7 protein-coding genes and 1 tRNA gene are annotated in these 14,628 nt (G+C 32.6%); 6 read left to right on the plus strand and 2 right to left on the minus strand.

The annotated features are described in order from the left end of the window. Positions 1-256: 256 nt before the first annotated feature. From WC622_RS13005 to WC622_RS13015, 3 genes are all read left to right on the plus strand, one after another. Positions 257-2,014 carry a S8 family peptidase gene (locus tag WC622_RS13005; RefSeq protein WP_372820132.1) on the plus strand — a complete coding sequence of 586 codons (1,758 nt, stop codon included), beginning with the start codon at positions 257-259 and terminating at the stop codon, positions 2,012-2,014. Positions 2,015-2,283: 269 nt separating this feature from the next. Continuing rightward, entirely contained in the window at positions 2,284-3,132 is an 849-nt protein-coding gene (locus WC622_RS13010; RefSeq protein WP_372820133.1) for a hypothetical protein, read from the plus strand. Between the two features lie 38 nt (positions 3,133-3,170). Then, on the plus strand, positions 3,171-6,065 hold the full coding sequence (locus WC622_RS13015; protein WP_372820134.1) for an outer membrane beta-barrel protein: 2,895 nt from the start codon (positions 3,171-3,173) through the stop codon (positions 6,063-6,065). A 675-nt stretch (positions 6,066-6,740) separates the two neighbouring features. Here WC622_RS13015 and WC622_RS13020 read toward each other — a convergent pair. Then, positions 6,741-6,814, minus strand: a tRNA-Met gene (locus WC622_RS13020). A gap of 128 nt (positions 6,815-6,942) precedes the next feature. Between WC622_RS13020 and WC622_RS13025 the strand changes: the two genes are divergently transcribed. From WC622_RS13025 to WC622_RS13035, 3 genes are all read left to right on the plus strand, one after another. Continuing rightward, the gene (locus WC622_RS13025) at positions 6,943-7,323 is read left to right on the plus strand and encodes an START-like domain-containing protein (RefSeq protein ID WP_372820135.1); all 381 of its coding nucleotides are present in this window, start codon (positions 6,943-6,945) and stop codon (positions 7,321-7,323) included. Between the two features lie 30 nt (positions 7,324-7,353). Further along, positions 7,354-8,802: an LptF/LptG family permease gene (locus tag WC622_RS13030; RefSeq protein WP_372820136.1), complete on the plus strand. Its 1,449-nt coding sequence runs from the start codon at positions 7,354-7,356 to the stop codon at positions 8,800-8,802. Between the two features lie 138 nt (positions 8,803-8,940). Next, positions 8,941-10,152: a bifunctional 3,4-dihydroxy-2-butanone-4-phosphate synthase/GTP cyclohydrolase II gene (locus WC622_RS13035; protein ID WP_372820137.1), complete on the plus strand. Its 1,212-nt coding sequence runs from the start codon at positions 8,941-8,943 to the stop codon at positions 10,150-10,152. A 36-nt stretch (positions 10,153-10,188) separates the two neighbouring features. Here the strand turns inward: WC622_RS13035 and WC622_RS13040 are convergent, their stop codons facing one another. Beyond that, positions 10,189-14,598, minus strand: a complete 4,410-nt coding sequence (locus WC622_RS13040) for a translocation/assembly module TamB domain-containing protein (RefSeq protein WP_372820138.1) — start codon at positions 14,596-14,598, stop codon at positions 10,189-10,191. Between the last annotated feature and the right edge of the window lie 30 nt (positions 14,599-14,628).

Consider the following 14,628-nt stretch of genomic DNA (forward strand, 5'->3'; position numbering starts at 1 on the left):
GCGAAAGCTGCAGGGCTTTCTTGTTTTTATACCCCATCCCCCCAACAGAAAATGTCGTCCCGTACCGCCAGGGCCAAAGTGGACCATTCCCCTTGGTCCGCTAACCTTATACTAACAATGAAAATCGCTTATTACAACTAACTGAATAGTCAGAACTCTTGTTAAATTTTTGTTAAAATCTTTCAAATAGCAACCATAAAAATTTTAAAACTGTATTATTGTAAATTACGTTAATGTAGAAGGAAGAATTTTAATCATGAAATTGAAGATCAGTTTATTTTTTGCATTTCTTATAGTAAGCTTTAATATCCTTGCACAAGATAAGAACGTTACACTCCCGCCAAATTGGTTTAATCTTGATTTAACATCTAGTGGCTATTTTGGTATTAGTACAGAAAAGGCATACACTGAATTACTTAAAGACAAAAAGCCTAAACAAAAGATTATAGTTGCCGTAATAGATGGTGGTACTGATATTAAACATGAAGATTTAAAAGATGTTTTATGGACGAATCCCAAAGAAATTCCAAGTAACGGAATAGATGACGATGGGAATGGTTATATAGATGATGTTCATGGTTGGAATTTTTTAGGATCTAAAAAAGGTAATCTAGCTTATGACAATTTAGAATTGGTACGTATTAAAAGAAAATATGAACCTAAATATAGGTCTACCATCATGAGTACGGTATTGGATAGTACAGAGAAAAAGGAATATGCACTTTATAAAAGAGTTCAAGCAGATTTTGGTAAGAAATATGATGATGCAAGTTCAACTTTTCCAGTTTATATTGCAATCAAAAAGGTAATGGATTCTGTGGCAGTGATTAATAGAAAAGAAGTGCCATCCTTAGAAGATATAGAAAAGTATAAAGCCGACGATGAGACGGAAGAATATGTAAAGAAGATAATTAGAAAAGGAGCTAAAGATGAAGGAAGCATTGAGAAATTCTATACGACGATTAAGAAAGGGTATGAAGAATTAGAAGTCATGCTAAAATATAATCTGAATGTGAATTACGATCAACGTACTGACCTAGTAGGTGATGATTATTCAAACTCTGAACAACGTAATTATGGCAATGCAGATGTAATAGGACCAAAAGCGGATCATGGAACGCATGTTTCAGGAATTATTGCTGCCAATAGAATTAATGGAGTTGGAATTTTAGGAGTAGCAAATAATGTAAGTATCATGACCATAAGAGTCGTTCCTGAAGGTGATGAACGCGATAAAGATGTTGCAAATGGAATTCGTTATGCTGTTGACAATGGTGCCAGAGTAATAAATATGAGTTTTGGTAAAAGTTATAAATGGGATAAGAAGGCTGTAGATGAAGCGGTAAAATATGCAGAATCAAAAGGAGTATTATTAGTTCATGCTGCTGGTAATGATAATAAAAACAATGATATTGAGGAGAACTATCCAAATAAATACTATGATAGTCCAGAGGCTATAGCTTATGCCAATGCACATCAGAAACCAGATCTTTCAAGATTTATCCCATCAAGGCCAGAAGAAATGATGAATGGACAAATGGGTAGAAAGGCAGATCCGTTTGCGAAGCCAAAACCATTAGATTCTGCAAAATTCAATTTGCCACATGCTAATAATTGGATTGAAGTAGGCGCTAGTTCTTATAAAGATGATGATGATTTGAAAGCATCGTTTTCGAATTATGGAAAGAATAATGTGGATGTATTTGCACCAGGTTTTATGATTAATTCTACCATACCTGGATCAAAATATGACGAGTATGATGGAACGAGTATGGCAGCTCCTGTTGTTTCAGGATTGGCTGCTTTAGTATTAAGTTATTATCCAGAGCTTAATCCAACGCAGTTGAGAGATATTATTATTAAATCTGTAGCTAAAGTTGATCATAAGATTAAATATAAAAATGATAGAGATGAAAATGTTAGAGTTCCATTTTCAGAAATTTGTGTAAGTGGAGGTATTGTTAATGCTTACAATGCATTGAAACTAGCAGATTCCTATCAACTTTCGAAATAGTCATCAAAAAATGTAATTGAAATCCTTGGTTGTTATAATCAGGGATTTTTTGGTTTATTATCCTTTTAGGTATTAAAATAGGTAACAATTTAGTGATGTATTTCAGATAAAAATATAGAAAAGTGCCTTCATAACTTAGAATTTTGCTTTTTGTATTATTTATCTATTCTTTTATGATAAATGCTGAATTTGCCATTAAGCCATTAGTCTATTAAGAAGTCTATTCCCTAATGATCATTATTTAGTAAAGCTTAAACCATTAAATCAATATGAAAAGAGTCTACTTAAGTTTATGGATGGGATCTTTAACCCTCGCTTCGTTTTCACAAAAAATGCCTGATGTACAAGTGTCGAATATGATTGCCCCAGCTACTATTAAGATAGATGGGAAAATTTCAGAATGGAATGACACTTTTGCAGCGGAAAATAAAAGAACAGAATTATTTTATAGCGTAGCTAACGATGATAAAAATTTGTACTTGGTTCTTAAGTCATCCAGTACGACTGCTGCCAATAAAATTATGATGGGTGGAATAACATTTCTTATAAATACGGAAGGGAAGAAAAAGGAAAAGGATGCAGTAACAATAACTTATCCTTTAATTGTTCGTGCAAATAGAACACAAGGTGGAAGAGGTGGACAAGGACAAAACAGACAAGCTGGTGGAGGACAAGGTGGTTTTCAAAATAGGGCTCAACAAAGTGCACAACAACGCGATTCTGTGGCATTAGTTTTACACAAAAATCAATTGGTAACTGTAAAGGAAATAAAAATATCTGGCTTTAAAGCCATAACAGATACATTAATTTCCATTTATAATGAACATGGAATTAAAGCTGTAGGATCATTTGATCAAAAAGGAATATATAATTGTGAATTTGCTATTCCATTAAATCTACTTGGTTTATCAGCCAGTGATACGAAAGAATTTGCTTATCAGATAAAGGTAAATGGACTTAGTAACATGAATTTTGGCGGTGGTTTTGGTGGCAATGGTGGAGGATTTGGTGGGAATGGAAGAGGCGGAGGATTTCGAGGTGGGAATAATGCTAATAGTGGGCAAGATTTAATGAGTGCTACCGATTTTTGGGGCAAATACATTCTTGCAAAAAAATAATCTAATTTATAAAGCTCTTAATTATAAACAATCCTTTTATGACCCACTTTTATCAATGCCGTTCCTTTACCACGCTATTTAAAGGATTATTTTTTTTAATTTCGTTAACAGTCTGCAGTACTAAATTATATGCTCAAACACCTCAAACGCCTAAAAAAACAAGTACACCACCTCCATTATTAGTTCGAGAAATAAGTGGAATTGTAAAAGATACAACTGATGTTGGATTACCAGGTACAACCATACGTTTAACTTCTGATAAAGATACATTAGTAACTAGCACTAACCCGGATGGGATTTTTGTATTTAAAAATGTAAAATCAGCAACCTATACCTTAAGCGTTAATATGTTAGGATTTAAACCATTAATTGCTAAATACAAGCAAAATGATGCTGTTCCTAGAATCGTTATGGATCCCATTATCCTGAAATCTCAATCTAATACTTTAGATGCCGTAGTGATTAATGGAACTCCTTCTATTACGTATAAAACGGATACCGTAGAATATAAAGCAAGCGATTATATTGTAAGAGAAAATGCAACAGTTGATGAATTGCTAAAAAAAATGGAAGGCATGGAAGTTGGTACGGACGGTTCATTGGTGCATCAAGGAACTGCTGTAACAAAAGCTAAAATTAACGGTAAAACTTATTTAGGAGGAGATGTTTCTACAGCTATTCAGAATTTGCCAGCAGAAATTGTAGAAAAAATTCAGGTAGTAGATGATTACGGTGATCAGGCGGCTAGAACAGGAATTAAGGATGGTGATCCAGAAAAAATCTTAAATATTGTTACACGTGCTGATAAATCTGTTGGAAATACTGCTAATATAGCTGCTGGCGCAGGAAGTAATGAAAGATATGAAGGTTCTGTATTTGCTACTAGATTAAATGCCAATCAAACAATAGGTATTAATGCTAGAATAAATAATACCGTAAATGGCGTAGCAAATAGCGGGAGCAATAATGGTGGAGGGAATAATGGAGGTGGCAATGGTGGTAGAGGTGGCAATGGAGGGGGAAGTTCATCTGAAGGGAGTGGAGGAACCACAAATAATGGAAATACTTCTTTTTCTTATCGTGATCAGCTAAGCAAAAAAGTTAAAATCAATACTAATTATAGATATAATTTTAACAATGTAAATTCTCTAAATAGTAGTATTTCTCAAATCCCTAGTTTATTAGGTAAAACATTTTCAACAAATGATGGCTCTAATGATAACAATACAAAAGCGCATAATTTGAGTTTTGAATTAGAGGCTGATTTAGATAGTGCAAATTTTTTAAGAGTTAGTCCTACATTTAGTTATTCATCTACAGGGTCAGGTAGCCAATCGTTCAATACTCAAAGGTTTATTGCAACAAATCCGACACCAACAAACCAGTCGTTTCGACAAGATCAAACTGGTAAAAATATAAGCTCAAATACAAGACCTAATTATGGAATTACAGTTTTTTATCAGCATATATTTAAAAAACCAAGAAGAAATATATCATTACAAGTAAGTTTAAATAATAACAATCAAGAAGCAGAGCAGGAACGCAATTCACGTATACTTTATTATGATGGATTATCTGATGTTGTACTTAAAGATTCATTGGTACACAGAATGGTTGATAGAGATAATTTAACAAAGAATTATAGAGGAAGTTTAACTTTTGCAGAACCTTTAACTGCAAACACACAATTGGAATTTAATGGACAAGTTAATTACAATGGGTACGACAACACAGCCACAACGAGTAATATTTTTGCAAATGGAAACAAACAGATTGTCGATTCATTAAGCAATATATACGATTACTCATTTACACAAACGCGTTTGGCTTTAAATTACCGTTATGGTGTTTCGAATGCTTCTAAAGTTAGATTCTCTCTAGGTTTGACTGCAGTTCCAGGAGTGTTGAGTGGAACGAAAGCAAGTTTAGGAACAACAACCCATCGATCTAGCTTTAATCTAATTCCTATTGCCCGTTTTCAATATTTGTGGTCTAGGCAGCATAGTATTCAAATTAATTATTCTGGTAATGCTGCTGAACCCACTTTTGATCAAATACAACCGGTTAGAGATGTTTCTAATCCTCAAAACCCTATAGTTGGTAATCCGAATCTTAAAGTAACATTCAATCACTCGATAAACACCAATTATAATAACTACATAGCTAATTCTAAGTTAAATTATTCGGTAAATGCCAATGCTACATTTATAGAGAATTCTGTGGTAAGAAATGTGGTGCAAATTATTGATGCATATAATAGTAAGAAAAATGAAACGCGTTATGTAAATATTAATGGTGTATATCGTATAAATGGAAATTATTCTATTAGTAAACAGCTTGATAATCGCAAATATAACCTTACACTAAATGGTAATGCAAGCTATAATCATGGTGTTTCAATGAGTGATAATAAGGAGAATATTACAACAACTTGGAGGTTTAATGAACGTTTTGGGCCAAGAATAAATCCAACAGAATGGCTAGAGATTAATCCTTTTGTCTCATATGATTATACAAAATCAAATAATACTTTGGCCAGTTCGATAGATAGTAAAACAAATACATTAGCATTTAATATTGATGGAAAAGTTTACATGTGGCAAACCTTAATTTTTGGATATAGCGCTAGCAAAAACTATGTAAGTGGCATCAACGCAAATATTACAAACAATCCTTTAGTAATTAATGGGTATTTAGAAAAAGAGTTTTGGAAACGCAAAGCGAAATTTACTTTCCAAGCATTTGATATCTTAAACCAAAATAATTTCGTGAATAGGAACATTCTGGATAACGGTGGTATTGTAGATACAAAATCAAATTCACTTAGCAGGTACTTCATGCTTCGTCTTAGTGTACGTTTACAAAAATGGAGTGGCATAAAACCTCGTGATGGAAGACAAATGATGAGGAGAGGAGACGGTAGCTTTAATTAGAAAGCTCAACTTCTTGAGGAATTTCCGTTAAATGCAATTAAATCTCCCTAAAAGATTGCAAAAGAGCTTCTTTGTGCTTTATAAACAACTTGAATAAATACTTTTTCATAAGATTTATGAATTAATTAACTAATATATCCTAAAGTTAGTCGGTGTTATACCGTGATAAAATCATCTTTTTGTGGGTGTATTAAATATATCGATTTTTCTTGATTATTATCGTTTAATACTGAATAATCAAGCTTAATTCCCTATTCCTTTAAATTTTAATTTATTATTTAAAAGACAATTTATCAGCCTAAAAGTCTTTTAGGATGATATTGCATTTCGCTTATTCTCATAGTATTTTAAATTCTTAAGTCGATCTCAACCTTCTAAAATGATAATCAGTTTGAAAGTCTAGGGATTAGTATTAAATTAAGCACATAATTGTTTTGGAAACATTTCAATAATCTAAAAGATTTTTGAGCGTTTCTTTTCATCTAAGTTATTAGCAAAAAGAAATTTAGATATAGCCTTTTAGGGTGAAAATGGCGTTAAGTGATATGAAAAATGCCTAAAAATAATAGAAACTCAGAAAATGTAAAGATTAGAGCTTATTTTTATCGGGAACTTAAAAAATAATTCGACGTCTTTAAACGTAAAAAAGCCCATCTTTCGATGAGCTTTTACCAGTAGCGGGAACGAGAGTTGAACTCGTGACCTCAGGGTTATGAATCCTGCGCTCTAACCAACTGAGCTACCCCGCCAAAATCAAAATAATACCAAATGTTGAATACTATTTTTTAAAGAGTTGCAAATATAGAATAAATTACTTTTCTTTAGAAACAAATAATAAAAAATAGTCCATTATTTTTAAGAACAGAGGTGTTTAAGGATGTCAGAAAAGAAAAAATTTACATTAGAATATGAGTTGAGATCATCTCCCCGTATATTATTCAGTTTTATTAGTGAACCTAATGGCTTATCGCAATGGTTTGCTGACGATGTGATTTTTAGAGATCAAGTATACACTTTTACATGGGACGATGAAGTACAGAAAGCAAAACTCCTTAGCATAAAAGAAAATAAATTAGTGAAGTTTAAGTGGCTCGATGACGAGCCACATTGCTATTTTGAAATGGAAATTGTACAAGACGAATTAACTAATGATGTTGCTTTGTCAATTACAGATTTTGCTACTGATGAAACTCGTGCTGAAAGAACACAAATTTGGGACAATCAAATCACTTACCTGCTTAGTGTAATTGGTGCCTAAATTTTCGTCGGCTTTGCCTATCTTTGTATAGTGAAAAAGATACATCTACTGCTAATAAAGGCATTCATTAGACCATTCATTGTCACTTTTTTTGTGGTAATGTTTATTCTGTTAATGTTCTTCCTGTTTAAGTATGTGGATGACTTAATAGGTAAGGGGTTTGAATGGTATACCATTGCAGAAGTAATGATGTATGCTTCTGCCTCAAACGTAGCAATGGCATTGCCGCTTTCCATTTTATTATCTTCTATTATGACCTTTGGTAGCTTGGGTGAAAACTACGAGCTTGTAGCTATCAAATCTGCTGGAGTATCTTTACAAAAGGCAATGCGACCGTTATTTGTTCTAATCATAGGTCTTTCGATTGCATCTTTTTTGTTTTCTGATTACATGCTTCCTAAAGCTAATTTAAAATATGGCTCGTTGCTTTGGGATATGCGTAATAAAAAGCTTTCTTTTTTAATTAAACCTGGAGTTTTCAATAATAGTATACCTAATTATGCCATGAGGGTTGAGCGTAAAGGTGAGGGTGCAATAGACTCATTATATGGTATAATGATTTATGATCATACTGGTGGTAATGGGATCCCGAAAATTATCATGGCACAAAAGGGTAGAATGGCTAAAACTAGTGATGGTAAATATTTAGTGTTAAAACTAGTTGATGGGGTTAGATACGAAGAAACTAATGGCAGTGGAAGTGCTTCATACAATCCTCGCCAAGCTTTTAATCGCATGCGTTTTAAGCAAACAGAAGTAAAATTCGATTTCTCTAGTTTTAAAGATTTAAGTCGTACTCAAGAAGAAAATTTCAAGAACAATGCACCAATGCTGAACCTGAAAGAACTTTCACATCGACAAGATTCCTTAAGTAAATCATTAGATAGTGTAAATAAAAGTACAAAGGTTAATGCGGGAAGTTATTTTAAGCAAAATAATTACCAAAAGGGATACAGTAAAATGAAAGCACCGGCTACGGTTGTTAAGGGCTCTATTTTAAATGTTATCCCAAAAAATCAACGCTTACAAGCTTTACAAAATGGATTTGATCAAGCCGAGACGATTAAACAGGTTGTTAACAATCGTATTTTAGAACATAGTGTCCGAGAAAAAGAAATTATAAAAGCACGTATTGAGTACCAAAGAAAATATACATTGGCCGTTTCATGTTTACTCTTGTTTTTTATTGGAGCACCATTAGGTGCCATCATAAGAAAAGGAGGTTTAGGTTTGCCTGTAGTGATTGCAGTTGTGTTCTTCTTGATTTATCACATTATTTCTACTGTAGCAGAAAAATCAGCAAAGGAAGGTTCTTTGGATCCTATTTTTGGTATGTGGACAGCCATATTAATTTTAACTCCTTTGGGTATATTTTTAACTTATAAAGCAACTGTTGATTCTGCATTATTTGATATTGATTATTATAAACAACTTCTTACTAACCTGTTTAGGCGTAAAACCAGTAAGACTTTGGATTAATTAAAATCGCTGCTAACTCGTATTCCTTACTTGTTGATGATATTTTATGCCAAATTATTGCCAACAAAGGTTGTAACTTTGCATAGCGAAACTATAATAGGATAATTTATCCTTAAGTAGTTTATTGATACATACGAAATGGAAATAAAATTAAATACAATAGACGAAGCTCTTGAGGATATCAAAGCGGGCAAAATAATTATAGTGGTAGATGATGAAGATCGTGAAAATGAAGGAGACTTTATTACGGCGGCCAGAAATGTAACACCAGAGGTAATTAATTTCATGTCTAAGTATGGAAGAGGATTAATTTGTGCACCATTAATTGAAGATCTTTGTAACGATTTGAAACTGGACTTAATGGTACAAAATAATACAGTTTTACACCAAACACCATTTACGGTATCGGTTGATTTAATTGGGCATGGCTGTACTACTGGTATTTCTACACATGATAGAGCTAAGACTGTTCAAGCATTAATTAATCCAGAGACTAAGCCAGAAGACTTAGGTCGACCAGGTCATATTTTTCCTTTAAAGGCAAGAAGAGAAGGTGTATTGAGAAGGACTGGTCATACAGAAGCTACCATAGATATTGCTAGACTTGCGGGTTTTGAACCAGCAGGAGTTTTGGTTGAGATCATGAATGAAGATGGTACTATGGCTCGTTTGCCTGATTTAGTAAAAATTGCGGCTCAGCATGAACTTAAAATCATTTCAATAAAAGACCTTATTGCTTATCGACTTGCAGCAGAAAGTTTAATTAAAGAAGAAGTTACTGTAAACCTACCAACCCAATGGGGTGATTTCAAAATGACTGCTTATACGCAACTAAGCAATGGTGCTACTCACTTAGCTATTAGCAAAGGAGAGTGGGGGGCTGATGAGCCTATTCTTACTCGAATACATAGTTCATGTGTTACTGGCGACATTTTTGGTTCTTGTCGTTGTGATTGCGGACCCCAATTGCATGCAGCTTTCCAGATGATAGAAAAAGAAGGGAAGGGGATTATTGTGTACATGAACCAAGAGGGAAGAGGAATCGGATTAATCAATAAATTGCGTTCTTATAATTTGCAGGATGCGGGTTTTGATACCGTTGAAGCTAATATAGAGTTAGGCTTTAAAGGCGATGAACGTGATTATGGTGTTGGTGCACAAATATTAAGAGCACAGGGTGTTAGTAAAATGAGATTGCTATCTAATAATCCTACAAAGAGAGCAGGGTTAATTGGCTATGGGTTAGAGATAGTCGAAAATATACCAATTGAAATTGAAAGTAATAAGCATAATGAAACGTATTTAAGAACTAAACGTGATAAAATGGGCCACCATATTATGAAAGGTTAATCGATAGATACAACGCTATAAATCAAAATCCAAAGCTTATTTTCGCTTTGGATTTTTTTTGCTCTCGTTCATAATCGCTTCTTTGTCGAGTTTCTCTTTTGCTTTTGTTTTTTCTGCTTCTTTTTTCTTCTGATCCCTGCGGTATTTACCACTTATTTTTTGCAGAAATTCTTTAAATGAATCGAATTGTTGACTATAAATTAGACCTAAGGAAGTTACGTTAGCGTTAGGATCTACACCTGGGTTAGCAAATATACTTTGTTGTGTTGGTGGTTTGTTAGCTAGTTTTCCTACTAATGTTCCATCCTTTTTAATTAGACCTAGAATTTCTACCTCTTTGCCTACATTGTCTTTAAAAAGGCCAATTGAGTAGTCAGTAGAGCTTTTTGTGTTGTCTACAATTCCAGCGTTTACTATAATTCTATCGTTAAAAAATTTGAACGAAGCACTTGCTTCATTAAATGATTGAACGTTTATATCAACAAAATTAAGGTTTAGAGAAGAAAGGAGATTGTTAAATTGATTAAAAATTAATTCTGTAGCCGTACTTGTACCAACAGAACTTAGTTGTTGACCTAAGTTTGCTTTACCAGTTCCAGGTGCAAAACGACGTTGAATAATTAGACTTAATGCTTGTGTATTCAAATTATCTCCATCATTAAAATAAGCTTGTAATTCATCTTTAACCGCTGGATTGGTTGGGAAGAAAATATCTAATTTAATATCTGGTTTCAAAAGCAATCCTGATAAACCCATTTCAACTTCAGTTTGCACTCTTTCAGTTGCATTACTACTTGCATCGCGATTTGCAGCAGTGTACAAATCACTTAAACTAGCTCTTAAAGCGTATATTGCCTTTAAGTTAATTTGCGCATTACTTGGGTTTCCTGTCCACCGTATGGTGCCACCTTGGCGGATATCAAGACGTTTGTTAATTACTTCTTGTGCAGTAAAGTCAAAAGTTCCGGTTTCAATAATATAGTCGCCTTTCATTTCAAAATCGCCTATGCTATTAATTTTTAATTCCAATTCTGCATTTCCTTTTCCACTTAATTTACCCAGTATCGTATAAATGTTTGTTGTAGTATTCGGATCAACTTTAAGCTTAAAATTCATGGTTAATCCATCGAAACTGGTTTTTCTTTTAATTACTTGCGTAGTATCTTTACTCACAAATGTGATAAAATCTTTTTCAGAAACCGTTTCAGAGCTATTTAATGGCAAATTAAAAACAGTACCTTTTTCCGTTTTTGCATTAATATCTATAAACATTTTATTAGTTGGACCTCTAAAGGAGAACTCACCAGAAGCATAGGCCTTTCCATAATAAACTGAATTATCTTTTGAGGTAGTATTTAGTGCCATAAAATTGGTGGCAATTAATTTTACTTGTATGTCCGGATTATCAATGTTATTCAAATCAACAGTTCCATTTGCTGTAGCTTCATTACCATCGGCATCCTGCAAAACCAAATCGTTTACAGCAATTACACTATTATTTACTTCAACTTTGTCATTTAAAGTATAAGCAGTTTTAAGATAGTTAACGGTTACTTCGCCTTTATCAAAAGATACATTTCCATTTATTCCAGGTTTATCAAATGATCCTTTTACTGTAAGATCTGCTGAAACATTGCCTTTTAAATTTGAAACGAGCTTTTTAACAAACGGTTCTAAAACAGTCAATTTACTATCATCCAACTTTATGTTAAGGTCAATTTGTTTCTGTTTCAGATCTAAATTTCCTGTTAATTTGAAGGTCTCTTTATCATCCGTTACAATTTGAGTGTAGACATTAGCAAGATTTATACTTCTATTGTAAGATGAAGTGTCAGTTAATTTACCAATATAGGTATCGTTAAAGTTAAGAGAATCAATTTGTATACTATCTGTAATTCTTGGTGAATTAAGAATGTCATATAACCTTGTTTTCCCATTGATATTGCCAGCCATTTTTAAACCTAATGTTTTAACAAAAGGGTTTAATGTTTTTAGACTGAAGTTTTCAAATCCGACTACAAGCAAATCTTTTGGATCTTTAGATACAATCCCATCTACTCTTAATAATTGTTTGGCATTACTTAATGAGAAATTATTAATCTCGGTTTTACCATTATTAAAGCTAATTCTAACTTTTTCTTGAATCATCCAATCTTCATTGTTGATTTTTAAATTGGATGGTAAAATACTGATTTTGGCAGTAGTATCCCCTGCAAACTCAATTAGTCCGTTCAAATCAAGCTGATTGGCGTCATCAGCATTTGATAATTTTACGTTTAATGATAAGCTGTCATTTCTTAAAACATTAGAGATATTTACATTTTTAATATATAAACTATCATTTAGGTCAACTCTATCAGAAGTTACAATTGCTTGTAATTGTTTTGAAGTTGTGTTTTCGTCGATAATAATATTATTGGCAGTAATTCCTTTATAAGTTAGCTTTTTTATACTTCCATTTAAAGTTGCAATATTGTTTCTTGAATCAAATGAACCAATAAGCAATGCCTGATCTTCGATTTGTAAACCAGGAACTAATAGATCAGCAATAGGCTCGAATCGTTTAATCCTTAAGTTGAAATCGAAAATCTGTGTATTGTATTTTATGATATCTGTTCTTATCGATGGAACATAAGTTTTTGCAATCGCTTTATAATAAGAAACTATAGTATTAAGATCGTACTGACCTTTTATGCTAGCGTCTAAAATATCTGATTTAATGGTTAGGCTTCTATCTATGCCAACACCATTTGCATTTAATTGAACAGAATCGATGTTATAGATCCCTTTTTTATTATTCAATCTTATTTGCTGAATTAATAAATTTCCTTGAATATTATCTAAGTTATTGCCCGAAAAATTGGTGCTAAATGTGGCATCCACTTTTAGTGAATCTTTATATAATTTTAGCGTTTTAAGGCGGGCATTTTTTATAGATGCATTAAAGTTGAAAACGGGCAATTTAGGATTTAGGTTTACGCCACCATCAAAAACTAATTGTACATTTTTATCATTGATTTTAAGGTTTCCATCAAAATATTTTTTATCAAATGTGCCATTGATAGTCACGTTTCTGTAGCGATAACCATTGAAATCAATATAAGTTACTTCACCTTTTAACTGTTCTGTAAGTCCTTTTACTTCTATTCCTTTACCTTTTACATATAGTGCTGAGGTAATTTTTCCTAAACTTTTTTCATTTAATAATTCGCCCAAATTAAAATCAAAAGTTTTAACATTTCCAGAATAAGATGGAACATCATTCTTATCTATCTTCATGTTAACATCTGACTTAAATCGCCCTAGTTTTGTTTTAAATTCACCATAGGCTACGAAATCATTTTGAAAACCAGTAAATGATCCATTAAAGTTAATATTGCCAAATTTATTCACAATTACAGGAATAGATTTCATTTGTTTCCCAGTAATGTCTGTTAAAATTTCCTCTAAATCCTTTTTGTTAGTGCCAGCCATTTCAATCTTCATGTCCATAAAAGTTTGCTCCCAATCTGGCAAACCTTTTAATGTGAAATCGCCTTTAATATAAGTGGCTTTCCCTGCTTTCAATGAAAGCTTTTTAGCTTTAAGATCATTCACATATCCTGAAATTAGGCCATCAATATCGATGTCTAACCTCATCTTTTTTAAAGCTGGAGTGAAGTAAGCAATGTCATTAGACGAAATATGACTTTCTTTAAAATTGGCCTTCATACGTACTTTATTTACGTAATCGTTAAAGTCTTTAAACTTACCGAACTTCATCTGGTAATAATTAGTTAAACGACTTTGATTGGTTACCAATAAGAGATCTTTTAGCTCAATAGCATTTGTGTCAATTGTAGTAAAAGCTGTTAGGTTTTTTAAATTGAACCCACTCTTTTCTCTAAAATTTAAATTTTTAATATTAGCTTGAAGAATATGGCCATTAGTATTCAGTTTCTCGAAGATGCCATTTAGTTTAGTTAAACTGATATCTTCAAAGTTTACACCTTTAATAACAGTATTCTTTTTTAAGTTTTTATATTTAAAGGCAACATTATTTAAAATTATCCTATCAATTAAAAATTGGAATTTCTTTTTCCTAACCTTTGGAGGTGGGCCACTATCAAAATAGTCTATAATGAAATCAAGATTTGATGAACCGTCTAGATTATCTTTTAAAAAGAAAGAACCATTATTAACCTGAACAGTATTTACATCTAAAATTCTTTCTTTTAAGGATAATCTATTTAGGTCTACTAAAAACTTAGGAAAATTGGCCAAGGTGTCTTTTTGTTGATCAAGTACAACTAAGTTTTCTAATATGACAGATTTAAAAGGTTTTACATACAGGCCTCCTATAGAAACCGTAGTTTTGAGTTCTTTAGATAAATATGCAGCAGCTTTTTTTGCAACATATGTTTGTACTGGTTTAAACTGAAGGGAAAATATGACAATAGCAAGCAACAATATTATTGATGCAACAACCCAAAGCAG

Origin of the sequence: Pedobacter sp. (assembly GCF_041662865.1) — a bacterium.
GTDB lineage: Bacteria > Bacteroidota > Bacteroidia > Sphingobacteriales > Sphingobacteriaceae > Pedobacter.